The organism is Streptodolium elevatio, from assembly GCF_040649515.1.
In the GTDB taxonomy this organism is placed as follows: domain Bacteria; phylum Actinomycetota; class Actinomycetes; order Streptomycetales; family Streptomycetaceae; genus Yinghuangia; species Yinghuangia elevatio.
Genome location: NZ_JBEZFP010000049.1, coordinates 17764 through 43905 on the forward strand (window position 1 = coordinate 17764; position 26142 = coordinate 43905).

Annotated in this window: 22 protein-coding genes; 10 read left to right on the top strand and 12 right to left on the bottom strand. The window is 71.0% G+C overall.

The annotated features are described in order from the left end of the window. Window positions 1-71: 71 nt before the first annotated feature. On the bottom strand, window positions 72-1163 hold the full coding sequence (locus tag AB0C36_RS19810) for a hypothetical protein (RefSeq protein WP_358355738.1): 1092 nt from the start codon (window positions 1161-1163) through the stop codon (window positions 72-74). Between the two features lie 310 nt (window positions 1164-1473). Here AB0C36_RS19810 and AB0C36_RS19815 point away from each other — a divergent pair, with 310 nt between their 5' ends. Next, the gene (locus AB0C36_RS19815; protein WP_358355740.1) at window positions 1474-2889 is read left to right on the top strand and encodes an MFS transporter; all 1416 of its coding nucleotides are present in this window, start codon (window positions 1474-1476) and stop codon (window positions 2887-2889) included. A 182-nt stretch (window positions 2890-3071) separates the two neighbouring features. Then, the gene (locus AB0C36_RS19820) at window positions 3072-3821 is read left to right on the top strand and encodes a hypothetical protein (protein ID WP_358355742.1); all 750 of its coding nucleotides are present in this window, start codon (window positions 3072-3074) and stop codon (window positions 3819-3821) included. Window positions 3822-3853: 32 nt separating this feature from the next. On the opposite strand, the gene AB0C36_RS43255 is transcribed toward AB0C36_RS19820, so the two are convergent. Next, a complete protein-coding gene (locus AB0C36_RS43255; RefSeq protein WP_435839077.1) occupies window positions 3854-4933 on the bottom strand; it encodes a DUF2867 domain-containing protein in 1080 nt (359 codons plus the stop codon). Between the two features lie 155 nt (window positions 4934-5088). Between AB0C36_RS43255 and AB0C36_RS19830 the strand changes: the two genes are divergently transcribed. After that, on the top strand, window positions 5089-5664 hold the full coding sequence (locus AB0C36_RS19830; protein WP_358355744.1) for a TetR/AcrR family transcriptional regulator: 576 nt from the start codon (window positions 5089-5091) through the stop codon (window positions 5662-5664). Window positions 5665-5898: 234 nt separating this feature from the next. Here the strand turns inward: AB0C36_RS19830 and AB0C36_RS19835 are convergent, their stop codons facing one another. The 3 genes from AB0C36_RS19835 to AB0C36_RS19845 form a co-directional block, all read right to left on the bottom strand. Further along, window positions 5899-7452, bottom strand: a complete 1554-nt coding sequence (locus AB0C36_RS19835; RefSeq protein ID WP_358355746.1) for a glycoside hydrolase family 25 protein — start codon at window positions 7450-7452, stop codon at window positions 5899-5901. A gap of 256 nt (window positions 7453-7708) precedes the next feature. Continuing rightward, a complete protein-coding gene (locus AB0C36_RS19840; protein WP_358355748.1) occupies window positions 7709-8362 on the bottom strand; it encodes an excalibur calcium-binding domain-containing protein in 654 nt (217 codons plus the stop codon). A gap of 187 nt (window positions 8363-8549) precedes the next feature. Next, a complete protein-coding gene (locus AB0C36_RS19845; protein WP_358355750.1) occupies window positions 8550-9395 on the bottom strand; it encodes an NAD(P)H-binding protein in 846 nt (281 codons plus the stop codon). A gap of 158 nt (window positions 9396-9553) precedes the next feature. Between AB0C36_RS19845 and AB0C36_RS19850 the strand changes: the two genes are divergently transcribed. Beyond that, entirely contained in the window at window positions 9554-9937 is a 384-nt protein-coding gene (locus tag AB0C36_RS19850) for a winged helix-turn-helix transcriptional regulator (protein WP_358355752.1), read from the top strand. Window positions 9938-9984: 47 nt separating this feature from the next. On the opposite strand, the gene AB0C36_RS19855 is transcribed toward AB0C36_RS19850, so the two are convergent. Beyond that, window positions 9985-10863 (bottom strand): NAD(P)-dependent oxidoreductase, encoded by an 879-nt coding sequence (locus AB0C36_RS19855; protein ID WP_358355754.1) that lies wholly within the window; start codon window positions 10861-10863, stop codon window positions 9985-9987. Between the two features lie 349 nt (window positions 10864-11212). On the opposite strand from AB0C36_RS19855, the gene AB0C36_RS19860 reads away from it, so the two are divergent. Together AB0C36_RS19860 and AB0C36_RS19865 are read left to right on the top strand one after the other, a co-directional pair. After that, the gene (locus AB0C36_RS19860) at window positions 11213-12175 is read left to right on the top strand and encodes a GlxA family transcriptional regulator (RefSeq protein WP_358355788.1); all 963 of its coding nucleotides are present in this window, start codon (window positions 11213-11215) and stop codon (window positions 12173-12175) included. Window positions 12176-12323: 148 nt separating this feature from the next. After that, entirely contained in the window at window positions 12324-13124 is an 801-nt protein-coding gene (locus AB0C36_RS19865; RefSeq protein ID WP_358355755.1) for an aminoglycoside phosphotransferase, read from the top strand. A gap of 171 nt (window positions 13125-13295) precedes the next feature. Here the strand turns inward: AB0C36_RS19865 and AB0C36_RS19870 are convergent, their stop codons facing one another. Together AB0C36_RS19870 and AB0C36_RS19875 are read right to left on the bottom strand one after the other, a co-directional pair. After that, entirely contained in the window at window positions 13296-14528 is a 1233-nt protein-coding gene (locus AB0C36_RS19870; RefSeq protein WP_358355757.1) for a cytochrome P450, read from the bottom strand. A 303-nt stretch (window positions 14529-14831) separates the two neighbouring features. Then, window positions 14832-15413 carry a TetR/AcrR family transcriptional regulator gene (locus tag AB0C36_RS19875; RefSeq protein ID WP_358355759.1) on the bottom strand — a complete coding sequence of 194 codons (582 nt, stop codon included), beginning with the start codon at window positions 15411-15413 and terminating at the stop codon, window positions 14832-14834. A gap of 280 nt (window positions 15414-15693) precedes the next feature. On the opposite strand from AB0C36_RS19875, the gene AB0C36_RS19880 reads away from it, so the two are divergent. Both AB0C36_RS19880 and AB0C36_RS19885 read left to right on the top strand, forming a co-directional pair. After that, window positions 15694-17040, top strand: coding sequence for an aromatic ring-hydroxylating oxygenase subunit alpha (locus tag AB0C36_RS19880; RefSeq protein WP_358355761.1), 1347 nt, complete (start codon window positions 15694-15696; stop codon window positions 17038-17040). Window positions 17041-17394: 354 nt separating this feature from the next. After that, the gene (locus AB0C36_RS19885) at window positions 17395-18495 is read left to right on the top strand and encodes a DUF4328 domain-containing protein (protein WP_358355762.1); all 1101 of its coding nucleotides are present in this window, start codon (window positions 17395-17397) and stop codon (window positions 18493-18495) included. 582 nt (window positions 18496-19077) lie between these two features. Here AB0C36_RS19885 and AB0C36_RS19890 read toward each other — a convergent pair. Together AB0C36_RS19890 and AB0C36_RS19895 are read right to left on the bottom strand one after the other, a co-directional pair. Then, on the bottom strand, window positions 19078-19905 hold the full coding sequence (locus tag AB0C36_RS19890; protein ID WP_358355764.1) for an exodeoxyribonuclease III: 828 nt from the start codon (window positions 19903-19905) through the stop codon (window positions 19078-19080). A 123-nt stretch (window positions 19906-20028) separates the two neighbouring features. After that, window positions 20029-21714 carry an ABC-F family ATP-binding cassette domain-containing protein gene (locus tag AB0C36_RS19895; RefSeq protein ID WP_358355790.1) on the bottom strand — a complete coding sequence of 562 codons (1686 nt, stop codon included), beginning with the start codon at window positions 21712-21714 and terminating at the stop codon, window positions 20029-20031. Between the two features lie 557 nt (window positions 21715-22271). Between AB0C36_RS19895 and AB0C36_RS19900 the strand changes: the two genes are divergently transcribed. Further along, a complete protein-coding gene (locus AB0C36_RS19900) occupies window positions 22272-23231 on the top strand; it encodes a helix-turn-helix domain-containing protein (RefSeq protein ID WP_358355766.1) in 960 nt (319 codons plus the stop codon). On the opposite strand, the gene AB0C36_RS19905 is transcribed toward AB0C36_RS19900, so the two are convergent. Continuing rightward, complete coding sequence (locus AB0C36_RS19905; protein ID WP_358355768.1) at window positions 23189-23614, bottom strand: DUF397 domain-containing protein; 426 nt, start codon at window positions 23612-23614, stop codon at window positions 23189-23191. The genes AB0C36_RS19900 and AB0C36_RS19905 overlap by 43 nt on opposite strands. A 673-nt stretch (window positions 23615-24287) precedes the next feature. Here AB0C36_RS19905 and AB0C36_RS19910 point away from each other — a divergent pair. Continuing rightward, complete coding sequence (locus tag AB0C36_RS19910; RefSeq protein ID WP_358355770.1) at window positions 24288-24827, top strand: hypothetical protein; 540 nt, start codon at window positions 24288-24290, stop codon at window positions 24825-24827. A 94-nt stretch (window positions 24828-24921) separates the two neighbouring features. Here AB0C36_RS19910 and AB0C36_RS19915 read toward each other — a convergent pair whose 3' ends face one another. Beyond that, window positions 24922-26043, bottom strand: a complete 1122-nt coding sequence (locus tag AB0C36_RS19915; protein WP_358355772.1) for a helix-turn-helix domain-containing protein — start codon at window positions 26041-26043, stop codon at window positions 24922-24924. Window positions 26044-26142 lie beyond the last annotated feature (99 nt).

Genomic DNA, 26142 nt, shown 5'->3' on the forward strand with positions numbered 1-26142 from the left:
CCTGCGGACGCGGCTGTTCACCGACACCATCGTCGGCAACACGCCGGCGGAACCACGGAGTTCTAGGCGTTCTAGGAGTTCTCGCAGCAGGGACGGCGTAGCCCGTCAACGTCGTGTGCGCGGGATTGGACGGCTGTCGCACCGGCCTCGCGCAGCGCTGCCGTCACCTCTTCCTCGGCCCCCGGCTTCACTTTGTCGACGGCGACGTGGTGTTCGCCGTTCGTCGCGGGGTGCGCGGAGTAGCCGTACGAGAGGCTGTGCTTCGAAGTGATCTCCAGCAGTGGCGCATTGTCGTGGGGCTTGACCGGGAAGACGGCGACGATGTCGATCAGGTCCTCTACGAGAATCGTGTGGGTCACGATCCGGTCGTCCTCCGCGACCGCCACGGCCACCGACGACGTCGTCGCCATGACGCAGCAGGCCCCGGCGGCGTGCGCGGCCAGCACCAGGTCGCGCGGCGTGCGTGCGGTGGCGATCGTGCCGCCGTCACGGTCCAGGAGCAGGATGTCGAAATTGCCGACGACCCAGATGCGGTCGTTGTCCGCGGGCATGGCGTACGCCGCGTATTGCGCGAGGAGCTGTTGCGGTCCGTCCGCAGTCAGGCGGAATATCAGCGAATCACGCGCCGCCCAGCGGGCGGTGGTCAGGACGCCGTGGGCAGTGGCATAGCCAATGAGCTCGGTTTCGTCGGTGCCGCCCGCGTACCACAGTCCGACGAGGTCGAGGTCCGGAGTGAAGTGCGCGACCACTCCGCTGCGGCCGTCGGCGACCACGATGCCGTGTTCGGTGACGGTGAGGGTCGGGTCGCCGTCGAGGGTCCGGGACAGGGGTTCATCGTCGCTCATGGCCAGACCGGCCACGACGCCGTGGTGTTCGTGGAGGTTGTCGAGGACGACCTCGCGCTCCCACGCACCCGGCCTGCCCACCGCGATCCGGCAGTCCGAGGCGCCGCGGTGCGCGGGGAGGACCGCGGCGAGCCGGCCGTTGCCGAGCGCAGCGAGGCGCAGGACCCGATCCTCGTACGCCGCGACCCGCGTCGCGTCGTCGAGGGCGAATTCCTCGACGCGGTCCCCGGTCCAAATGCGCCCGGCCACAGGGTCCACGGCGAGCGGGGTCTTCCACCACAGGGGGCGCTCCGGCTGGGCGTGGGCGACGCGTGTCAACGACCTGAACACCCGTACGGCATTGGTGTTGTCACAGGCTTGGACAACGGTCGTTCCATCGGTCCAGATCTCCACGTGCTGCCCTCTCGGTTGTTGTGCCCCCGACGCCCGGCGACGCTAACGAAACCAGCCGACACCCCCTCCGCCCATCGCGCATAGTGGACAACGGCCGGCGCATGTCGTTGAGCCGCGGGGGATGTGGTGGTGGAGGGGGCTGTTGGGGGGGCGCCACGGGGTTGTGCCGGGTGGTGGTTGTACCGGGATAGCCAGGCTTCTGTTACCGGTACCGCGGCGCGGCGACCGTTGGCGCATGACCGAGACAACACTCCCCCGGCCGCTACGCGCGCCGGAGGCGCCGCCGTCGCCGGCGCGGCCCGGGCTGCTCCTCGCCGCCGTGCTCACCGGCCAGTTCATGGCTCTGCTCGACGTGTCCGTGGTCAACGTCGCGGCGCCGACCCTGCGCGACGACCTCGACGCCTCGGGCTCCGCACTCCAGTTCATCGTCGCCGGGTACACGATCGTGTACGCCGCCCTCATCGTCACCGGATCCCGCCTCGGAGGCATGTTCGGCTACCGGCGCCTCTTCGTCTCAGGCCTCGCCGTGTTCACCGCCGCGTCCCTCGCCTGCGGACTCGCCCCGGGGACCGGGTCGTTGATCGCCGCGCGGGCGGTGCAGGGCGCGGGCGCCGCGCTGATGGTGCCGCAGGTGCTTTCCGTGATCCAGCGTCAGTTCCAGGGCCCGGCACGGGCGAAGGCCCTTGGCCTCTACGCCGCGGTCATCGCGGGCGGCGCGGTCGCCGGGCAGATACTCGGCGGCGTACTGGTGACCGCCGACGTGTTCGGACTGTCGTGGCGCCCGGTGTTCCTGGTGAACGTGCCGGTCGGCCTGGCGCTCCTGGCCGTGGTGCCCCGCCTCATGCCGCCGGACCGTGCCGAGACCGCCCGGCGCCTCGACCTGCGGGGGCTCCTCGTGGTCTCCCCGGCGATCGTGCTGCTGGTGGTGCCGCTCGTCCTCGGCCACGAGGAGGACTGGCCGCTGTGGGGCTGGGTCTGCATGGCCGCGGGTGTCGCGCTGTTCGCGGCGTTCGGCCTGGTCGAACGCGGTGTCGAACGCCGGGGCGGCGCGCCGCTGGTGTCCGGGCGGCTGCTGCGCACGCCGGGCGTGGCCGGGGCGGCGGTGACGATGACGCTGGTGATGGCGTCGTACGCCGGATTCCTCTTCACCTCGGCCCTGTACCTGCAGGGCGGGCTCAGCTTCTCGGCGCTGCACGCGGGCGGCGTGTTCGTGCCGCCGGCGCTGGGGTTCGCGGTCGTCAGCCTCAACTGGCAGCGGCTGCCCGTACGTTTCCACCCGCACCTGCCCGCGATCGCCCTGGTGCCGGTCGCGGCGTCGTACCTCGGTCTGGCGTGGGCGCAGCACGAGGGTGCGAACCAGGCTGTGCTGATGGGCGTGTTGGCGTGCGTCGGTGCCTCGCTGGGCGCCGCGTTCAGTCCGGTGATGGCGCTGGGTCTGCGTCGGGTGGCGCCGGTCGACGCGCCGGACGCGAGCGGACTGCTCGCCACCGTCACGCAGTTCGGCCAGGTCCTGGGCGTCGCGGTGTTCGGTACCGTGTACCTGGAGCGCATCGGCGCGGGCGCGGCGGAGGCGGCGTGGACGACGGGCCTTGGTCTGTCAGGGGTCGCACTGGCCGCGGCGCTCAGCGCGCTGACCCTCCGGCGCGGCTGACCTGCTCAGGGGGCGGTCGGCCCCCGCGCGCGAACCGTCACCGCGTGCAAACCGTCACCGCGACGCTGTCGACTCCGTGACCCGCATGTGCGGAGAATCAGTCAGTTGATCGCACGCACATGGGGGCAACGGTGAGTCGTCCGGGGCTGGTTCTGCGGGGCACGGGTTTCTTGGTGGCGGCAATGCTGATCGCGCTCGCGGGGTGCAGCAGCGGTTCGGGCTCGACGGCTGAGGGTGACGGCCCGCCGACCAACGACATCGCCCGCATTCTGGGCGGCGACACCGGGCAGCCGTCGCCGGACCGCCCCGCGCCGCCGCCCTCGCCGACCGTCGACATACCGCTCGGGGACCGCGCCAAGGACGTGGTGCGGGCGGTGCCGCTGGAACCGCGTCACTGGGGGTCCACGTACGAGAAGCAGGAAGGGTACGAGGAGGACTCGCTCGCCCGGTTCGTCGTCGGCGACGACTGCACGAGCCGCGAGGACGGCACGATCCCCGGCGCGGTCGCGAACCTCTACCGCTACACGTTCAGCCCCACCGCCTCCGGCCTCGAACAGGTCTTCGCGGTTTCGGGAGCGACGGCGTTCGAGGACGTCACGTCGGCGAAGGCGGCGATCGACAAGCTCCGCGACGACGCGAAGCGCTGCCCGTCCCAGACGCTGGCCGGCGGCGCGCGCCTGACCTCCGTGACGACCGACCCGCACGATCTTGCGGACGTGGACGAGGCGCTGGTCATGGAGGCGATCTGGGTCGACGCGAAGGGCGAACGGAACGCTCCGTACGTGTGGGTGATGGCCAGGAAAGGGTCCATCGTCGTGGCGGTCCTGGCGGTCGACCTGAAGGCGCCCGACGTGAAGGCCACCGAAGAAATCGCCTTCCGCGGCGCGGCGTTGGTCGTCAAGCGTCTCACCGAGAAGATGAAGGCGCAGTAGCCCCCGGGAAGTCCGTACGTTCGGCCGGTCGTTCAGCGGATCCGCTCCGCCGCGTCGCGGAGGAGGCCCGGCACCAGGCGGCGGTGCACGGCGGACAGCGGGCGCCACGCGAGTCGGCCGACCGGTCGTTCGTAGCGGAGAAACGTGGCCAACGAGGTCCGTCCGCCGGTTGTTCGGACGACGAGGTTTCCGCTGAGGAACCAGGACGCCGCGGCCAATCGGATCCAGTCCTCCCCGCGTCCGGTGACGCGCCAGCCGGCCACGGTGTCCGCCGACCGCCCGCGGGTCAGCCGCAGGCCGAGCAGGCCGCGCCAGATGAACCGCTCGGCGAGGCTGGGGACGTCCCCGAACATGGCTCGGGCCCACCGCTCCGGGGTGGCGTCCGCATTAGCACCCGTGTCGATGGTGAACACGTCGACGTAGTCGAAGTCCGGCAACGAGGTGAGCGCCTGGAGAGACGGCGGGACGCTGCGCCTCCCGACGACCGGGGTGACTTCGCCGTCGCGCACCGAGGCGGGTACCTCGCGGCCCGCGCGGCCGTGGTCCCGCCAGGCACGCTCCCATTGCCGGGTCAGCGCCGGGTAGACGACAAGATGGCGGAACGGCGCGATGCCGGCCATGTAGAGGCGTCCGAACGTCCCGTTGGGTTTCACCAGGACGGCCATGCGCAGCTCATGGTCGCCGTTGGGGGCCGGCGACCAGCCGAGATGCATAACCGTGTGGACGGTCTTGTTCGCCAGTTCGCGGGCGCACTCGGCGGGGAGTTCGTACACCGGGGTGAGGGGGACTTCGTCGGACTCGGGCCCCGGGTCGTCCCGAAGGCCGGCGGGCAGGCGGTCGCGCAGGGACGGGACCCGGGCGGCGATGCCGTCCTCCGGCTTGTCCCACCCGAACAGCGCACCCAGCTTCCAGCGTGCCGCCCACAGGAACCGGAACTGCGCACTCTGCCGTGCCGGTCCCCCGGCCGCCCGCATCGCGGCGAGCATGGCCGGGAAGTCGTCCGGCCCGGCGCCAGGCGTACGGAATGCCCACACGTCCTCCACCCGGAAGTCGCGGGTCAGTTCGTGGATGCGCCACGGCTGGTCCGTGTGCGCGCTGACGGGGAGCCTCACCGGCGGTCCCCCCTCGGACGCTCGGACCGAGGACGGCGGAACAGGGCGCGCACAGGGGGCATCGTTCGCTCCGTTCGGATATACGGTGGCGTACAAGACGACGCTAGTCGATTTTGTACGGTGCCGTATATCCGACGGGAAGTGAGGTGTGGCACATGGCGGGCACGCCCCGCACGCCGCGCGACAGATGGGTCGAGGAAGGCCTGCACGCACTCGCCGCAGGCGGCCCGGATGCGGTTCGCATCGAGGTGCTGGCCAAGCGGCTCGGCGTCACCAAGGGCGGGTTCTACGGCTACTTCGCCGACCGCGACGCGCTCCTCGAAGCCGTGCTCGACACCTGGGAACGGGAGAGCACCGACGAGGTGATCGACCGCGTCGAGCGGGAAGGCGGCGACCCCAAGGCCAAGATCCAGCGCGCGGGTGCGCTGACCTTCTCCGACGACCGCCTGCTACCGCTGGACCTGGCGATCCGCGACTGGGCCCGCCGCGACGACGCGGTGGCGGAACGGCTCCGGCGCGTGGACAACCGCCGCATGGAACTGCTGCGCGAGATGATCGGCACCTTCTGCTCCGATCCCGACGAGGTCGAGGCCCGCAGCCTGATCGCCTTCTGCGTCGCCATCGGCCAGCACTTCCTGGCCGCCGACCACGGCCCACGTACGCGAGCCGAGGTGCGCGCGTACGCGGGAGACCTCATCCTCAAGCGCCCGCGGCGCACCGACGTGTCTTGACGGGGGCGCAACGGAGCCGCACACAACGCATGCCCCGCCATACCCCGCGACGGGGTGCCCGCCGATGATTGGGTGGGCGCGAACCACCGCCGCATACAACGCCGTTCGGGTCCCGGCATCCACGAGCCCGCGGCTGTCACCGACGACCCTCGCCCTCCTGGGGGCAGTTTGGCGTTCAGCCCTTGCGGACATTAGGCAAGGGCCTGCTATTAAGACCCTGCCCCGCCCCTCGCGCTACCCCTCCGGGTAGTGCAGGGTCGCGTCCAACCTCGCGCCGCCGTGGCTCAGGCGCTTGACGCTCACCACGCGGGTGCGTTCGGACGCCTCCAGCTCAAGCCACCCCACCTCGCCGTTTCCGACCATGCGCACCTGGTTGGCCTGGAGCCACGCGCCGTTGCCGTCGGCGACGTCGATGCGCACGGTGACCTTCTCCCCCGGCGGCACGTAGTCCGCCGAGACGTTGATCCACGCGCGGCCCGGGACAGCGGTGAAGGTGGTGGCCGAGTCGTCGCCGACCACGGCCGGGACGGTCTTCGAGACGAGTGCCATCTTCTTCTTGCCCCTCTGCGAGTTGTTCGGGTCCAGTGCGTCGGCGGGTGCGACCGGCGGCGAGCTGTCGACGCGCGCTCCGCCGCGCGGGTCGCTCGGGTCCGCGGTCGGCGGGCATCCGTCCGGGAACCTGGGGGCGAAGTATCCGGTGATCCCGGGGTCGGTGCGGCGGTACGTGTGCGTGTAGACGCCGCGCCCCTGCCGTCCGTCGCCGCCCTCCGGTTTGCTGTTGCCGCCCTTGGTCGTGACGTGGGTCCTGGTGAACCCGACGACGATCTCGGTGTGCTGGCCGTCGTCGAAGTTCACCCAGGCACCGAGGCTGGGGTACGCGGTCCACTGCCCGCGCTGCCTCGCCCAGTTGCTGAAGCTCGTCACGTTGTTGGTCTTCGGGACGACGGACGCCAGCCCCGCGTCCTCGTACATGCACCACTCGAAGATGACGCACCACGCGACGCCGTCCTCGCCGTACTGCTTCCCCCACCTGGTTCGGTTGTCCCAGCCCTCCGCGGGGTCCCAATGTTCGTACGTCTGCTCGGGGACCGACAGCACGTGTGCGACGAGCCGCTCCCACGACGGCCGCGCCGGACGGGCGGCCACGGCTGCCGCGGCGGCGGCCGCACGTGACTCCTGGCTGTCGCGTGCCTCCGCGACCGGCTGGTGCCCCGGCACTGCCGCGGGCGGGGCGCCGGCCCAGGCCCGCAGCGCCCCCTCGCTGCCGTTGAACACGTTGGTGTCGAGCGGGTGTTCGGTGTATTGGTGGAAGCGCCAGGCGGCCTGGATGCGCGGCGCGCCGGCGGCCGCCGCATAGTCGGCGATCCACAGGAAGTCGCCGCATTCGTCGTCGGTGCGGAACCACCAGTCGCGGTTCGCGTACATGCCGACCTTATGGCGCGGGTAGCGGGCCTTGACCTTGGCCAGCCACTGGTTCTTGCGGGCTGTGCACGTGGCGTCGGGCACGCCCTGGTTGTACGGCTCGAAGTCGAGCACGAGGAGTTCGTTCTCGGGGACGTCGCCGACGGTGGCGCAGAAGTGCGCCACCTCGTCGTCCACGGCGTTCTCCGCGTGGAAGAAGTGGTAGTAGCCGACGACGAGCCCGCGGCGCCGGGCCTCGGCCTGCTTGGCACGCCAGTCCGCCTGCTTGGTGCGTGCGCCTTCACTCGCCTTGATGATGACGAACCCGGCATCGGCGGGGATACCCGTCTGGTAGTCCGAGACGTCGTATCCCTTGGCGAACCCCATCGCGACCCCCCGGCCGTGTCGTCGACGATGCGCGGTCGACCGCTGCCGACCCCTCCCGGAAGTCTGCGACGAGCCCGGACGCCAGACCACCAATTGAGCCGGAGATCCCCCGAATGGAGCAGCGAGACCGCCGGTCGAAAGCCCGGCAAACCGGATGAAAAGCCATCAAGAGCCTTATAGCTCAGGATAGTTCAGGAAAGGTCAGTTCGATCTCGAAGCCGGACCAAATGCCCCTCCCTCTCGGACCCGCCAACTCTCAGCGCTCGCAACCGACTCCGTCCCCGTCCATGTCCAAGTGCAGGCCGTAGCCGGGGTCTCCGCGATGGATCGGCGCCGCGCCCGCCTTCTTCACCTCGCGGCAGTTGCGGTAGAAGACAAAGGTCGGGCGATCGCTCGGCCGCGGATCCGGCTTGGTGCCCGTCGGGTTCGGCCGGGTCGCGGTGGACGACTTCGTCGGGGATATCGTGATCCGCGTCGGGTCGGCCGTCTTCACCGGCGGCACCGAGGTCGGCGCGCCGGAGCACGTCTCCTTGGCGGTGACGGCGGCCAGGTCCACCTTCTCCCGCGGATTCGACGGCCCCGGCGCGGGCGACTGCGTGCACACCTTCCACGACTTGTCCGCGACCGGCTTGCGGTTCTGGTTGAGCGCGTCGCGGTAGCCGACGTCGGTGAACCCGGCGGCCTTCACCGCCGCGGTCGCCGCCGCCAGGTCCTTGCCCGTCAGGTCGGGCATGTTCACCGTCGGCAGCGCCGCACCGTCCTGGGCACCGGTGTCCCGGACTATGGGCGCGGCGTTGTCCTTGTCCTTGCTCTTCCCGGAACCACTGCTGCACCCGGCGACGCCGAGAGTCGCGCAGGCAAGCAGTGCCAGGGTCGTACGTGCGGCTTGGTCGCGCATGGTGGTGGCCATCTCCCGGAAGCATTCAATTGCCGGAACCCTAGCGACGCGCCACCCGAACGCACATTCCAACCTCCAAATCCCGTACCGGCGGACTGGAACAAGACGGCTCAGTCCCAGGCAATCCGGGCGGCCGGTGCATCCGGACCGCCCGGACCCGCCGGACCTGCCCGACGCCGACGACGCCGACGCGCCCGGCCTACCGGAAGCCGTCCGCGTTGCGCCGCGCCCAATCCGCGAACGAATGCGGCTCGCGGCCGAGGACCTGACGTACGTCCGGGCTCACGTACCGCTCCCCGGGCGTGGGTTCGCCGAGGATCGCCAGCGTCGTGTCCACCACCGGCGCGGGCATGAAGCGGAGCATCTCGGCGCGCGCCTCGTCGCGCGTCTGCTCGACGAACGCCACCGGCTCGCCGATCGCGTCGGCTATCGCCTGCGTGCGTTGCCGCGGCGTGGTGGGCGCGGAGCCGGTCAGCTCGTACGTCCGGCCCGCATGCCCGTCGCCGCGCAACGCCGCCGCGGCGACCTCCGCGATGTCGAGCGGGTCCACCACCGGCAGGCCGATGTCGCCGAAGGGCGCGGTCACGACGCGCCGGGCCCGGACCGACTCGGCCCAGGCGTACATGTTGGAGGCGAAGCCGCCGGGCCGCAGAATCGTCCAGTCCACGCCCGACTCCCGCACCGCCTCCTCGATGGCCAGGGCGACGCCGCCGTGCGAGGCGGAATCCGGGCGGGTGACCACGCCCTGGGAGGACAGCAGGACGATGCGCTCGATGCCGGCCGCCTTGGCGACGCCCGCGATGGCCCGCGGGTCGAGGCGGAAGGCGCTCGCGCTGCCGTTCTGTAGGAAGAGGGCGCGGGCACCCTCGAAGACCGGCCGCAGACTGTCGGCTTCGGTGAGGTCCGCCTGCCGTGCGACCACCCCCGGTGGTACATCCGCGTCTGTGATGCCCCTGGAGGTCGCGGTCACCGCGCTGCCGTCGGCGGCGAGCGTCCGCACCAGTGCGCCGCCGACGTTGCCCGTTGCTCCTGTCACGACGATCATGAGTAACTCCCGTGCTGTGTATGAGCGTTCGGATTCGCCCGAGTGGGCTGGGGCGCCGCCGGGAGTTGTTCTCCGGGGCGCTGAGCCGACGCTAACACCGGGGATATAGTAGGTACCTACAGGAAAGTGACTATCCACAAGGGGTGCGGATGTCGGCCATGGGAACCAAATCGGCGCAGACCGCCGTGGACCCGCAACTCGCGTGTCCCGTCGGCCCCGTCGTCGACATCGTCTTCAGCCGGTGGACCACGCCGATCCTGTGGACGCTGCACGCGCACGGACGGCAGCGGTTCGTCGAGTTGCAGCGGCGGATCGACGCCATCACGCCGAAGGTGCTGACCCAGCGCCTGCGGCAGTTGGAGCGCGACGGGCTGGTGGTCCGCACGTACCACCCGGAGGTGCCGCCGCGGGTCGAGTACGAGATCAGCGAGCTGGGCCTGAGCCTCGCGCCGCTGTTCGCCCACCTCGCGGAGTGGGCGGACGGCAACCTGGACAAGGTCGACCGCGCCCGGCAGGCGTACGACGCCGATCCCGCACACTGAACGATCCGGGCCGGCACTCCGTGCGGGCCGCGGCCGCGGCGGGCGCCTCAGGCGGCCTTGGGCCGGAAGTGGTCGATCAGCCGCGCGTATCCGTCACCTTCGTGGCCGCGGGCGATCGCGGCGGCCACCAGCCCGCGGGTGAACTCCGGCAGAGCGGCGTCCACGCCCCGCGCGCGGCTCTCGTCGATCAGGTGCTCGATCGGCGGCAGGTGCGAGGCGAGCGACGCGTCGACCGCCGCGAAGTCGCCGCTGTCGACCTGGTCGGCGACCACACCGCTGAAGACGCCGATGGCGCCGAGCCACGAGGTGGCGAAGGGCAGGAAGTCCCTGGCCGGGACACCGTCGGCGGCCAGCAGCGCGGCGGCGTGCACGAAGCCGTTGAGACTGCCCCACATGATGCCGAGCAGCGCCACGTCGTACAGGGACGCGAGGCCGGTGTCCTCGCTCAGGTGCGTGGTGGCGCCGCCGAGCAGCCGCAGGGTGTCCGCGTGTGCGGCGAACACGTCGGCGGGGCCGCCGTACAGCAGGACGGTGTCCGGCTGCCCGATGCCGGGCGGCGTCATCATGATCGCGCCGTCCAGGTACGCCGCGCCGTGCCCGGCCGCCCACGCGGCCATCTCACGGGCCTCGGCGGACGAGCCGGAGGTGAGGTTGACGAGCGTTCGCCCGGCGAGCGCGTCGGCGACCGGGTCGAGGAACTCGCGGACCGCGTGGTAATCGCGTACGCACACGATCAGCAGGTCGCTCGCCTCCACGGCGTCGCGGACGCCGGCGGCCTCCTTCGCACCGCGCTCGGGCAGGTCGCCGGCCCGGCCCGGGGTGCGGTTCCAGACGGTGGTGACGCGGCCGCCGGCCAGCATCGCGCCGGCCAGAGCCTGGCCCATCAGACCGAGGCCGAAGACGGTGACGGTACGGGTGTCGCCCATGAGTTGTGCTCCTCGAATGACTCGCGTGCGTCGCAGGGATCGCGGGAATCGCGTTGTTCTGCGCTCGTGGAAAACCCTCGCAGTCGGCGCTACGGCACGACACTGGCAGGACTGACGACATTCACCAGATTCCTGCCATAGGCTTCCGGGCATGAGCGCACCCGACCCGCGGAACCTGCGGACCGCACCAAGTACCGCGTCCGGCAAGACCGACGAGACAGACGGGATAGAGGGGACAGAGAGGACAGAGACATCTGACCCGATAGACGCGACGGACGGGACCGGCAAGAAGGGCCCCGGCTCCGTCGCCCTCGTCGTTTTCGACGACGGCCCGCTCGCGCCGTGGGACATGTTCGAGATCGGGCTCGCCTGCGCGGTGTTCGGCGTCCGGCACAGCAACCTGCACAACCCCTGGTACGACCTGCGGCTGTGCGGCGTGGCCCCGAACACCGCCGCCGGCACTCCCGGATTCGTGCTCAACGCGCCGTACGGCCTCGACGAACTCGCCCGCGCCGACACCGTGATCGTCCCGGCGGTGCCCGAGGAGTGCATGGACGGTACGCGCGAGATCCCGACCGTACTCACCGCCGCGCTGCGCCGCGCCGCGGACGCCGGGGCGCGCATCGTCTCGCTCTGCAACGGCGCCTTCGCACTCGCCGCGGCGGGGCTGCTGGACGGCCGCCGGGCCACCGCGCACTGGGAGCACACCGCGACCCTCGCCCGCCGCTACCCGCGGATCGACGTCGACGACCAGGTGCTCTACATCGACGACGGCGATGTGCTGACCAGCGCCGGAATGAGCGGCGGCCTGGACCTCTGCCTGCACCTGGTACGCCGGGACCTCGGCGCGAAGGTCGCCAACCAGCTCGCCCGCGTCCTCGTCGTGCCGGCCCACCGTCCGGGCGGCCAAGCCCAGTTCATCGAACGCGCGGTGCCCGAGACCGACGACGACAGCCTCACCCCCGTGCTGGCCTGGGCCACCGAGAACCTCCACGAGCCACTTGCGGTGGACGAACTGGCGGCCCGTGCGGGCATGAGCCCGCGGTCGTTCCACCGCCGGATGCGCGCTGCGGTCGGCACCACGCCGCTTCAGTGGCTGCTCGGACAACGCCTCGCCCGGGCGCAGGAGTTGCTGGAGTCGACGGACCTGCCGATCGACCACGTCGGGGAGCGCAGCGGCCTGGGCACGGCGAACAACCTGCGCCGCCAGTTCGCCCTGCACCTCGGCGTCTCCCCCACCGAATACCGCAGAGGCTTCCCCTCCACCCACCCCGCCCGCGACCTCCGTACGGCGGGCAGCGCGGTCGGATAGGACCGCGTCTCGCGACGCGGGGGCATCTACGCTATGTGGCACGAAACTTGCGGAGGGACCGAATTCCCGGCATCTCGACCGGGCACCGAGCCGACCCGACAAATCCGCCCGTCCCGCCGAACAACCCGCAGCGCTGACGGAGGTGGCCGTGCCCCGCACCGCCTGGACCGACCTGCCCGCCGAAGTGTCCGACGCAGTCGCGGCCCGTACGGGCCCCATCCTTGACGCAAAGGACGCGGTAAGCGGCGCCGGTTCCGACCTGGCTATCTGGCTCGTCGGCGACGGCGCCGCCACATTCGTCAAGGCAGCGCGTATCGACAACCCCGACACGTGGCAAGCCCTCGACCGCGAAGCCGCTGTGGCCCCATACGTAGCTGCCGTATCCCCGCAACTGCGGTGGCGTGTCACCGTCGGCGGATGGGACCTCCTCGGATTCGAACTCCTCGAGGGCGCCCAGGAGCGGGCGTGGCTCGAGCCGAACTCGCCCGACGTCGGACTCACCGCGGCGGCGCTCACCGAGGTCAGCCGCATCCGGGCACCCGCCGGTCTGCCCACGGCATGGGAACGCTGGGGCTACTGGTGCGACCCGGACGACGAGCACCTGTTCGCCGGAGACAGGCTGGTCCACGGCGACCCGGCCGCGGTGAACTTCCTCATCCACGAAAACCGGGTATGGCTCGTCGACTGGGCGTGGGCCATGCGCGGGCCTGCCTGGATCGACCCCATGCTGTGGGGCGGACGACTCGTCCTCGACGGCGCGCACACCCCCGACCAGGCCGCCGCCCTGGTGCGCGAGATGCCCGCCCTCTACGGCGCCAGTTGCCGCGGGCTGATCGCCCTGGCCCACGCCGAAGCCGCCGAGCTGACTCACGCCGCCGATGAGGACGGCGACGCGGACACGGCAAGGCTCGCCCACGCCGCCCAGGAATGGGCGGACCACTGGAAGTAGCAACACACTCGGGTCATGAGTACCGCGGGCGTCGTCCGGACGCGCGCGCAGAGCCCCCTCCGCTGCTCCCGTAGGCGGAGGGGGCTCTGGCTGTCCGGCCGGGTAAGGCCGGGTCTCTGGGGAGGTCGCGGCCGACAGCTCGCGGGGCTGCTGTCGCGTCGCGGGGTCGCGTCAGGCGTAGTTGACCTGAAGCTCCTTGATTCCGTTGATCCAGGCGTGACGGAGGCGGCGCGGCTCCGCGGCCTTCGCGATGTTCGGCATCGCGTCGGCGATGGCCTCGAACATCAGGTTGATCTCCATGCGGGCGAGGCTGGCGCCGAGGCAGAAGTGCGGCCCGCCGCCGCCGAAGCCGAGGTGCGGGTTCGGGTCGCGGGTGATGTCGAACTTGTCGGGGTTCTCGAACACCAGCGGGTCGAAGTTCGCCGAGCTGTAGAAGATGCCGACGCGCTGGCCTTCCTTGATCTGCTGGCCGCCGAGGACCGTGTCGGCTGTGGCGGTGCGCTGGAACGACATGACCGGCGACGAGTAGCGGACGATTTCGTCCGCGGTGGTCTCCGGGCGGGACGACTTGTACAGGTCCCACTGGTCCGGGTTGTCGAAGAAGGCCAGCATGCCGTGCGTGATGGCGTTGCGGGTGGTCTCGTTGCCGGCCACCGCGAGGAGCAGCACGAAGAACCCGAACTCGTCGGAGGAGAGCGAGCCCTCGGACTCGGCGGCCACGAGCTTGGAGACGATATCGTGGGCCGGGCAGGCCTTGCGCTGCTCGGCCATGCCCATCGAGTACATCATGACCTCGGCGGCGGCCGCGGCGCCGACGGAGGAGTCCTCGGCGTACTCGGGGTCGTCGTAGCCGAGCATCTGGTTCGACCACTCGAAGATCTTGCGGCGGTCCTCCTGCGGGACGCCGATCAGTTCGGCGATGGCCTGCAGCGGGAGTTCACACGCGACCTGGGTCACGAAGTCGCCGCTGCCCGCCTTGATCGCGTCGTGCACGATCCGTGCGGCGCGGTCGGTCAGGGCGTCCTTGAGGGCGTTGATGGCGCGCGGTGTGAAGCCGCGCTGCACGATCGAGCGCAGCCGGGTGTGCTCCGGCGGGTCGATGTTGATCATGATGAGCTTCTGGGCGTCGATGGAGTTGACGTCCATGCCCTCGGCGAAGCGGATGATCGCGGTGTTGCGGTTGGTCGAGTAGAGCTCCGGCTTGGTGGAGACCTCCTTGACGTCCGCGTGGCGCGTCACGAGCCAGTAGCCGTCGTCCCGGAAGTTGGAGACCTCGGGCGTCTGCGGCACCCACTTGACCGGCGCGGTCCGGCGGAGCTCGGCGAACTCCTCCAGCGGCAGGCGCTCGGTGTAGAGGTCCGGGTCGGTCGGGTCGAAGCCTTCCGGGAGAACCGGACACGTCATGGGAGCCTCCTCGGGCCGGGGTGCGGTGGGGTGCGCGGCGGGTGACGACTGTTGGTGCCGCGATCCGGTCGTGCGGTCCGCGAGTACGCGGGTACTGCGGTCATGCGCGGGTCCTGCGGTGGTACGCGGGTACTGCGGTGGTGCGTGCCTACGGCGTGCGGTGGCACCTGCGCACCGGGACGGGGTGTGCGGGTGATGTGCGGGTGAAAGTGCGGGTCCTGCGTATGCGGAGACGTTTCTGTTGTGCGGCCTGCTGTCCGGCACCGTGTCCGGTCTGTCGCCCAGCCGGCGATCAGGTGGCAGTCAGGCGGCGTCGGGTGACGCGGCCGGTCTGCTGCGCCGCGGGGCCAGCAGCCTGCGGACGATGTCGAGGAGCAGGCCCCGCAGTTCGTCGTCCGGAAGCTCCGGGAACATCGCCACGGCGGAGTAGATGCCGCCCATGGCGACGGTCGAGGCGACCCGGAACTCGATGGGCCGTTCGCTGTCGCTGAGGACGCCGCGCACGCGTCCGGTGATCGACTCCAGCCTGGGCCGGATCGCGGGGTGGGTGCCCACCGATACGTCGCGGTCGAGGATGACGGCGAGGGTGCGGTAGCGGAGCAGGAAGTCGACGTACCCCTCGAACAGGAGGCGCTGGCGGGCCGCTTGGCCCTTGCGGCGTTCCGCGGTGTCCAGGACGCGGTCCAGGTCGTTGAGTGCGGGGCGCAGCAGGGCGTCGAGCAGTTCGTCCTTGGTGCGGAAGTGGTAGTACAGCGCCGCCTTGGTGACGCCGACGCGGTCGGCGATGGCCTGGAGCGAGGTGCCCGCGAACCCGTGCTCGGCGAACAGTTCGACGGCGGCGGAGAGCACCTTGTCGTAGGTGTCCTCGGGTGCCGGTGCGGCCATCGTTGCTCCCCTCGCGCGTCGCGTGATGCGTCCTGCGGTCTGGCGCCTGCGGGATGAACGTACGTCGGCGGTTGACGATTGACAAGGCTGATTGGACATCAATTTTGTGGCGTGGCCGGTGATTTCGGGGATTCCTGCTTGCCGTCCGGCTAGTGGATCCGCACTGTGCGCACGTCTGCGCGGTCGGTGATCATCGGTCGCATAACGCGACCCTTGTTTCGCGGGACGCAGCGTGGCACCCTTCGCGCGCCAGCGTGCAGAGGCCCGGCAGGAGGCGCACATGACCGCGACCCAGGACCATCCGGCGATCACGCCGATCAGCGACGTGCGGCTGCACGAGGGAGTGGACGACGGTACGGCGACCGGCCCGGTGGACTCGTCGGCCGAGCTGGTGAAGGTGCCCGTACACCGGTACACGTCACAGGAGTTCGCGGATCTGGAGCAGCGGCGGCTGTGGACCCGGACGTGGCAGCTGGCGTGCTGTGTGGACCACGTCGCGGCGCCCGGGGACTTCTTCGAGTACCGGGTCGGGCCGTACGCGGTGGTCGTGGTGCGCGACGCGGACGGAGTGCTGCGGGCGTACCAGAACGCGTGCCGGCATCGCGGCAACAGCCTGTGTACGGGCGCCGGTTCGGGCCTGACCGAGCTGCGCTGCGGGTACCACGGCTGGACGTGGGACCTGGCCGGGCAGTTGCGCAAGGTGCCGGGCCGCAAGGGGTTCGGGCAGCTGAAGATGTCGGAGTTCCCGCTGCTCGCCGCGCAGGTGGACACGTGGGGACCGTTCGTGTTCGTCAACCTCGACCTCGAGGCGCCCGGCCTGGGCGAGTACCTGGAGGCGGTGCCAGGCGACACGGAGTGGGCGCGGATCGAGGAGTTCCGCTGCACGGCTTCGGTGGTCGGCGATGTGGCGGCCAACTGGAAGACGGTCGCGGACGGGTTCAGCGAGACGTACCACATCCAGACGCTGCACCCGGAACTGCTGTGCAACATCGACGACGTCAACGCGCCGCAGCGGCTGTGGGGGCACACCGGCAAGTCGGAGCAGCTGTACGGGCTGGCCAGTCCGCGCATCAAGGACGGCCTGACCGACCAGGAGGTCTGGGACTCCTTCATCGTGACGCAGGGTCAGCGCATGGGGATCACCGAGGCCTGCCCGGTCCCGGAGATCCCGGCGGGCGAGACGTTGACGGACGTCATCGCGGACCGGGTCCGGCAGCACGTGGCGAAGTCGGGGACGGACCTGTCGGGGTTCGACACGGACCGCATCATGCGTCTGCACCAGTACCAGCTGTTCCCGAACTGCTCGGTGTTGCTGACCGCGGACACGCTCAGTGCGCTGGTGGCGCGTCCGGGCGCGACGCCGGGCACGGCCGAGATGGGTATCTTCGCGTTCCGGCGGGCGGCGTCCGGTGATGCGCCGTACACGCGGCCGATGGACCTGCGGGTCGCCTTCGAGGAACTGGACCTGGGTTATGTGCTGAACCAGGACGCGGCGGTGCTGGCCGGTATCCAGCGCGGGATGAACCAGCCCGGTCTGACCGAGTTGGTGTTGTCGCAGGAGGAGAAGCGGGTCATCAACACGCACCGGAACCTGGAGCTGTACTTGGGCATCGGCCCGCGCGACTGACCTGGCGCGCGGATGATGGGGTACGCGGTTGACGGGGCGCGCGGATGACGGGGCGTGCCGGACAAATGCACGGAGGGGCGTTCGTCGCTTTTCGGCCGGGCCCGACCTGACACGGCAGCCTGAAGCACGGCATGATGCGCTGCACAACCATGCCGGTGTCCGCGGTGGGTGCGCGGCCGTTTCGGCGATTCGTGACCAGTAGGGGGAACCCCTCAGATGCAGTGCGCCAACTGCGGTGCCCAACTCACTCCGAACGGCTTCTGTCCCGCGTGCGGCGCCGCCCCGACCCAGGCGGGCGGCGATCCCTTCGCGCCGCCGGGCGGGGCCGTGCCGCCCCCGCCGCAGGCTCCGGGCATGCACTCCGGTCCCCCGCCAGGCGCGCAGCCCGGGGGCTATCCCGGAGCCCAGCCGGGCCCGTACGGCGGGATGCCGCACGCGGGGTTCCCGCAGCCCGGCATGCCGCCCGCGGGGATGCCGCCTGGTGGGATGCCGCCAGGGGGTGCGTGGCAGGGCGGCGTTCCCGGGTACGCGCCGCCGATGCAGTGGACGCCCGTACAACCGCTGCGCGGCCTGGCGACCGCCGTATCGATCCTGCTCGGGGTCGTGGCGGCGATCGACGTCCTGTCCGCGATCGCGTTCTTCCGCCGGGCGTCGCTCTTCGGCGACCTCCGCGACGGACGGCTCTTCGCCTTCAGCGAGGCGGACGACGCCGACGACCTCGTGGAGGCCTCGCTCGGACTGCTCGGCTTCGGCGCCCTGGCCACCGCGATCGTGTTCATGATCTGGTTCCACCGGGCCCGCTCCAACACCGAGGCCTGGTACGCCCCGCAGGCGACCATGAGCAAGGGCTGGGCGATCGGCGGCTGGTTCATCCCGCTGGCGAACTACGTCATCCCGATGATCGTGGCCAACGACACCTGGAAGCGCAGCGACCCCCAGCCGGCCGGCCCGATGGGGCGCCCCGCGAGCAAGGCACTGCTCTGGGCGTGGTGGATCGTCTTCGGACTCTCCGGGATCCTCTTCTCGATCTCCTTCGGGGTCCGGGAGACCAAGGAGGACGTCGAGGACGGCGAAGTCTCCTACCTGGACTACATCGACGGCGGCGAGACCGGCGACAACCTCGCGGGTGTGTCGAGCCTGCTGCGTATCGCCGCCGCGGTGCTCGCGATCCTCGTCGTGCAGAAGATCACCAAGTGGCAGAGCCAGCGCCTCGGCCTGGAGCCTGTCGGCCCGATCGCGTACGCCCCCGGCATGCCTCCCGGCGGCCCGGGCTTCCCGGCCCCCCAGCCCGGCGGCCTGTACCCCGGCTCCCACCCGGGCTCGCAGCCCGGGCACTACCCCGGCTCCCAGCCCGGCTCGCAACCCGGGGCCCAACCCGGGGCCCAACCCGGCTGGGGCGGCCAGCAGCCCCCGCCCGCACCCCCCACCCAGGGCCCCGACCTCCACAAACACTGACTCCGGCCCGGCCCGGCCTGGCCCTCCAGCCCGGCCGAGCCGCTCGTTCCGCACACACAAGGCCCCCGCCCCGTTCTCACCCGAGGACGGAGCTGGGGGCCTTGGGCGTGTTCGGGGTCAGCGGAGGCGGCGCCGTACCTCGCGGATCACTTCCTGCTCGACCCGACTGCGCGCCGCCCGCCGCGGATTGCGAATCCACCCGAAGCGGCTGCGGGCCCGGCGTACAGGGGCCGGGGTCAGGTGGGACGTGGGGTGCCGGGTGACCGACCGGGTGTGCGACCACCGGGAGTACCAGCGTGGTGCGATGATCCTCATGAGTGTGCGCACGGCACCCTCCCCCTTCGCTCCCCCGACGCGACGTCTACCGCGTCTGCCCCCACAGACGGCAAATTGCCGCCCCCGGTTGCGCCCGGTCGTGCCGTGGCCGGGACTACGGCGGCCGACTCCTGGCCTGTACCCAACTACGGCGGGTCTGTGGCAAGTTCGGGCGCGCCTGCCGCCACCTTGAGCCGATGTCCGGCGAATTGCAACCATGTGCGTCGGAGAATCGCCGGGACGGCGCCGCTGGGGCGGTCGCGGTTCCTACTCGGCGTCTCCTTCGGCGGCGTCGTACGCGACGTCGAAGGTGACCGTGACGGGGGCGTGGTCGGACCAGCGTTCCGCGTACGTCGCCGCGCGGCCCACGACGGCGGACGTCGCGGTCTTGGCGATGCCCGTCGTGGCCGCGATGTAGTCGATGCGCCAGCCCGAGTCGTTGTCGAAGGCCTTGCCGCGCATGGACCACCAGGTGTAGGGCCCGGCGACGCCGGGGTGCAGGTTGCGCACGACGTCGTGGTAGCCGGCCTTGCCGAAGACCTCGGTGAGCCAGGCGCGCTCGTCCGGGAGGAAGCCGGACTTCTTGAGGTTGCCCTTCCAGTTCTTGATGTCGGCCTCGGTGTGGCAGATGTTCCAGTCGCCGCACACCAGGACCTCGCGGCCTTCGGCGGCGGCCTTCTCGCGCATGCGGACCATGTGGGCGGCGAGTTCGGCCATGAAGCGGCTCTTCTCGTCCTGCTTGGGGGTCTCGGCCTCGCCGGTGGGCAGGTAGAGGCTGGCGACGGTGACGCCGGGGAGGTCGACCTCGATCCAGCGGCCGGTGGCGTCGAATTCGGGCGAGCCGAAGCCGATGCGGTGCGCCGTGGGGGCGACGCGCGAGTAGACGGCGACGCCGGCGCGGCCCTTGAGGACGGAGGGGGCGTACACGGCGTGCCATCCCTCGGGGTCGCGGACCTCGTCGGCGAGCTGGTGCGGCTCGGCGCGCACCTCCTGGAGGCAGACGACGTCGGACGCGGTGGCCTGGAGCCATGCGGTGAAGCCCTTGCCGGACGCCGCGCGCAGGCCGTTGACGTTGATCGAGGTGACGGTGAGCATCCCGGAAGAGTATCCAAACGGGGCAAACTTCCGGAGCCGCGGCCTCTGACTCCCTGGGCGCCCGGCCGCACGCCGGAGACCGCAGACCGCAGGCCACCCGCCGCAGGCCGCGCCGCCGGGCCGTCAGCCTCGAGCCCGGTCGACGCGCCCCTCGGTCCACACGGGCTCGGCGCTCTCCCGTACGCGGCCGTCGGCGCCGAAGACGAGGAAGCGGTCGAAGGCCTTCGCGAACCAGCGGTCGTGGGTGACCGCGAGGACCGTGCCGTCGAACGCCTCCAACGCCTGCTGGAGGGCCTCGGCCGAGACGAGGTCGAGGTTGTCGGTCGGCTCGTCGAGCAGCAGCAGGTTGGCGCCGGACAGCTCCAGCAGCAGGATCTGGAAGCGCGCCTGCTGGCCGCCGGACAGGGTGTCGAAGGGCTGCTCGGCGGCGTACGCGAGTTCGTAGCGATCCAGGACGCGCGCGGCCTGCTCCAGGCCCATGCCGGAGCGGTGCGCGTCGCCGCGGTGCAGGATCTCGACGAGCGTCTTGCCGGCGAACTCCGGGTGCTCGTGGGTCTGGGCGAACCATCCGGGGCGCACCCGGGCGCCGAGCCGGGCCAGGCCGGAGTGCGCGACGGGCGCGATGGCGACCTCGCCGACGGGCCGGTGCTCGGTGTCGGGGTCCGAGCCGCCGGCCGCGAGGAGCCGGAGGAAGTGCGACTTGCCGGAGCCGTTTGAGCCGAGCACCGCGACCCGGTCGCCGTACCAGACCTCCAGGTCGAAGGCCTTCATCAGCCCGGTGAGCTCGACGGCCTCGGCGACCACCGCGCGTTTGCCGGTTCGGCTGCCGCGCAGGCGCAGCCGCACGTTCTGCTCACGCGGGATGTTCTGCGGCGGCCCGGCCTCCTCGAACTTGCGCAGCCGGGTCTGCGCGGCCTGGTAGCGCGAGGCGAGGCCGTCGTTGTAGGCGGCCTTGTTCTTGTACATCAGCACCAGGGCCTTGAGCTTGGCGTGCTCCTCGTCCCAGCGGCGGCGCAGTTCCTCGAAGCGTTCGAAGCGGGCCTCGCGGGCGGCGTGGTAGGTGCCGAACGATCCGCCGTGCAGCCAGGCGGTGTTGCCCGCGGCGCCCAGTTCGATGGTGACGATGCGGTCGGCGGCGTTGGAGAGCAGTTCGCGGTCGTGGGAGACCAGCAGGACGGCCTTGGGCGTGTCGCGCAGCGCCTGTTCGAGCCACTGCTTGCCGGGGACGTCGAGGTAGTTGTCCGGCTCGTCGAGGAGCAGCACCTCGTCGGGGCCGCGCAGGAGCGCTTCCAGCGCGAGGCGTTTCTGCTCGCCGCCGGACAGCGTGGTGATCTGGCGCCACTTGGCGACGTCGTACCCGATGCCGAGAGCGGCGGTGCAGCACTGGTCCCAGACGGGTTCGACGTCGTAGCCGCCGGCGTCGGCGAACTCGCCGAGTGCGGCGGCGTACCGCATCTGGGTGGGTTCGTCGTCGGTCTCCATGAGCGCGAGTTCCGTCTCGTCGACGGCGCGCACGGCGTCGCGTACACGTGGCGGGGCGACCGACACGAGCAGGTCCCGGACCGTCGACTCGTCGCGGATCCGGCCGATGAACTGCGGCATCACGCCGAGGCCGCCGCTGCGGGTGACGGCTCCGGAGTCGGGCTTGACCTCGCCGGTCACGATGCGCAGGAGGGTCGTCTTGCCCGCCCCGTTGGCGCCCACGAGCGCGGTGGTGGCCCCTTCGGCGACGCGGAACGACACCTCGTCCAGCAGCACGCGTCCGTCGGGCAGCGAGTAGCTCACCGTGTTGATGTCGATGTGTCCCACGGTGTTCGCCGCTCCCATGCGCTGGTGGTGCCCCGCTGTCCACCCCGTTTCTATCGGCTGGGCACGCCGTCCGCCACGCGATATACCCGGCGCGCCGCCATGTGGCCGCGGGCCACGTGGCGGGTGGCGGCATGGACGGTCGCGGGGTGGACGGTGACGAGGTGGACAGTGACCAGGTGGACGGTGACGAGGTGGACAGTCGCGGCATGGACACTGGCGGCGTGGACACTGGCGGCATGGACGGTCGCCGGGTGGACAGTGACGAGGTGGCATTCGGCCACCAGGGGACGAGATCCGGTTCCGCGGGCGCGTGCGATGTGCTTCCGTGCGCCGTCGTGCGCCCCTCCCACCTGCGCTGCCGTCCCCGGCGAGGTCTTGCCCCAGGTAGCGGGGACCCGCGATTCTCTTTACCAGGTGTCGTTCGTCTACCAAGCGGTGTGCCGGGTGGCGGGCAGCGAACTCGCCGTCTGGCGCACTTCGGTTCGACACCCGTGCACGCGTTGTGGACCGGTTGGGTACGCCGACAACAGCACCATGGACGTCGTGGGGGGCCGACGATGGCGGAGCGGCAGAGGCAGGACCCGATGGTCGCGCGACGCAAGCTGCGGGACGCATTGCGGCGATTGCGCGAGGGGGCCGGCTTCACGCAGCGCGAGGTCGCCGAGGAGATGGACTGGTCGCTGTCGAAGATCATCCGTATGGAGACCGGCCAGGTCGCGGTGACGACCACAGACCTCCGGGCGCTGCTGCGGCACTACGACACGGACGCCGAACTGTCCGCCGACCTGGTGGAATTGGCCCGGGCGGCGCGGCAGCGCGCCTGGTGGAGCGTGTACCGCGGAATAGCCAGTTCGGAGTACCTCGCGTACATCGGCTTCGAGTCGTCGGCGCACGTGATCCGCAACTTCGAGCCGGTGGTCGTGCCGGGCCTGCTGCAGACCCCGGACTACGCGCGCGAGACGATGACGCGGCTGGGCATGAGCCGGGTCGACGAGCTGGTCGAACTGCGCATGGCGCGCCAGGAGTTGCTGACGCGCGAGGATGCGCCGAAGGTGCACTTCATCATGGACCACTCGGTCGTGCAGCGCGCGGTCGGCGGCCCGGCGCTCATGCGCAGGCAGCTGCGGCACATCCTGGCGGTCACGGAGTACCCGAACGTGACGGTGCGCATCGTGCCGTGGTGGGAGGGCCTCTACACCAACTACCGCATGGCGTATGTGCTGTTCGAGTTCGCCGAGGAAGAACCGGACGTCCTTTTCCGGGAGGCCGAGACCGGCGAGATGATCACCGTCGAGGGCGCCCAGGAGGATGCTCCCAGCGACTACTTGGCTTCCTTTTGGGAACTCGAGCAGTTGGCCCCGGCCGCCCTGACGCCGACCCTGCTGGACGCCGCCATCACGAGCATGGCGCAGGCCCAGCCGCCGAGCGGATCCGGCGCCCCGTTTCCGCTCACCACACTGCCGCCGTCGGCGTCTCAGCCGACGGAGGGTCCCGCCGGCGTGGACGGCGCCGACTGAGCGCCCAGGAAGTCGGCCCAGCTTTCGCCGCGGAAGGTGAGCACGGGGCCGTGCGCCGCGGATTTCGAGTCTCGTACGAAGACGCCGGTCGAGCAGGCCGCCTCAACGCAATTCGCGGTCTGGCTGGCCTGGCTCTTGCGCCAGAACAGGACAGACCCGGCAGGGTGCTCCACCGTACTCCTTCTGCACAGAAATACCTTCTGCGCCTGTACACGAGGCCTGTACGGCGGCACGCGGCGTACACCGCCACCATCCTGCGAGGCGGCCAACAGTTGCGTGAATTCAACCACAGCAACCAGCGTGGTGTACCCCGCGCCACGCCGCGGAAAACCTCGACCTTCGACACCCGCGGGGGCAATCCCGGAGAAGTCGGCCGCGGCCACCCGGCCGACGGCAACTCGGCGGTGTGCCAGCGGTCATGGGGCGAACAGGCGTGCGGCCTGCACGTGTGCTGCCGGTGGGCTTGTGGGATGTTCTCGGGTTGCCACACGTCTGGATGACACTGGCGCCGCGACACTTGGCTACTTGCCACATAGCTGGCACAATAAGGAGATTAGACGAGACGTGGCGATCGGCTACCGCCACGATCTCCGCGAATTGCCCCGCAGTCCATCGGTTCAGATTTGGTGGCAAAACGGGGCAATTCGCTATGCTCCGGCATGGATCCGAGTTTCCCTCTTATCTCACCCCTATAGGGCTGTGCCATACTTGTGACACGCGTTGATATCTCGCGCGTTCGGCACGATTTCGGGGAGCCGCCTATGGTCGGCTGAAACATCTGCCTCAGGGTCGCACGGTCCGAAATGCCGTGGGCCTGCCCCTCCTTCGGAGAACCGCCGTACCCGGCACGTCTGCCGGGTCGTGCCGCGCATGCCCGTAGTAGCCGACGAAGCATTCGCGGCGGCGGATCCCGCTCCGGCGCCCGCACGTGCAGTTTTCGCATGTCACGCCGGGTGCCGGAACTTCCCCAGCCCGCGCACCGCGCGGGATCACTGCGCCGCGCCCCGGCGCCGTGTGCGCCAGGGTGCACGCCAAGTGGCCCGGGAGATCCGGAAAATGCCCCCCAATTGGCAATCCGTCAATTCCTACAAGGACCGCGACACCCTCGTCACCGTCTACCGTCCCCGGCGCTCGGCCTCGGCCGGCGCCTGGGTGGCACTCGCCTCCGTCGTCCTGCTCGTCGCCGTCGGCGGCGGCGTTTCGGACCCGGCGGACGGCACGCCGCCCGCATCGGGCGAGTCGGCGACCGACTCCGTCCACACCGACAACACCTACCCGTCCGGGTCCACCGACCCGGACCGACAGAACGGCGCATCCGGACCGGTCACGGCCGTCGTACGCGCCCCCGGAGGCCTGCCCGTTCGCGCGCAGGCCGACACCCGGGCGGTCGAGGTCGGGCGCGCGCCCGAGAACTCCTCGGCCACCGTGGCGTGCCACACCGACGGCCCGGCGGTTTCCGGCCGGTCCCGCACCAGTGACGTGTGGGTCCGCATGACCGCGGCGAACGGCGCATCCGGGTACGCCCCGGACGTGTGGCTCGTCACCCGGGGAGACGTACGGTCGCTCGTCCCCCCGTGCCCGGACGGCTCCTCGTAACCGATCCGGCGCGGTTCACGCAAGTGAGCACCAAGGTCGCCGGAGGCCGAACAGGCCTCCGGCGACCGCGTGTTCGCCAATGCCGGCCTGTCCCCTAGGAGCCGTCGGCCGCTTCTGAGGGTTCGAAGGGTTCGACGGTTCCGGCGGATCCAGCGGATCCGGCGGATCCGGCGGCGCGCTCGGCGGCGGCCGACAGCCCTGGCGTACAGCCGTCGGGGCCGGGTGCCCGGCCGCCCAGGGCCCGGGTCACCGTTTCGGCGGCCGCGTGCACCCGTTCGCCGAGCGCGATGACGTCCCGCCCGACGACGGGGGCGTGGTGGTCGATGAGGCACAACACCACGGCCACCGAGCCGTCCGCGTCGAACACCGGCGCGTTGATCGACGAGGCGCGGTATTCGGTGTCCGGGTCGATCACCGCGGGCAGTGCCTCCGCGAGGTCGAAGGCCTGCCCGACCTCGTTCATCGCCCGTCGCAGGGCGGCGGTGCGGCCTGCGATGTCCCAGTCCCCGGTGCCGAGATCGATCTCGAGGTCGCGTACCAGCGCACCGAGTCGGTCACGGAGATGGTCGACGGTCTCCAGCGCCCACCCCCGTCGGCGGACGCCCGCGAGCGCCGGGAGCAGGGTCCTGCGGGCCTCGGTCACGACCGGCGACTCGGGTGGCACGCCGCGCAGGTATGTGCGGCTCCCGGGCACCGCTACGGCAGGCTCCGCGTCGAGGGCCGACAGCCACGCGTCGACCGCGTCGGGCCCGGCCCAGGCGACGGTGACCGCGCCCAGCGGCGGGCGCGGGCGTACCCGGTCGCCGAGCCGCAGGCCGAGCGCGCCCTCCCGGCTCGTGCCGGTGCGGACGAGTTCGCCGACCCGCAGGTCGTCCGCGTCGGCCGCGTCGCCGCAGGGCACCAGCGCGAGCGCGCCGAGTCCGGTCTCGGCGGACAGCGTGCGCATGACCGGCCGGGTCAGGTCGAGCGGCGTCTCGCCGGTCGCCGCCGCCCGTCCGGCCGCGACGATCGCCGGCCCCAGGCGGTACGTGCGCCGCACCGGATGCCGGAGCAGCCACCCCGCGCGCGTCAGCGTGGTCAGCATCGGGTGCACGGTGGCCTTGCCGACGCCGAGCCCGCGCGCGATCTCGGCGAGCGTGAAGTCTTCGGAGGGGTGGGCGGCGAGCAGATCGACCAGGGCGATGAGGCGGTCGGTCTGCGGGGACGGTCGGCTCATTGCCCGCAGCGTACCGCAGCCGCCGCGGTTGTTCGCATAGTGCGACTCTTGATTCGCGTATCGCGTCCTGTCAGGGTGCCCGGCATCGGTTGTGGCGTG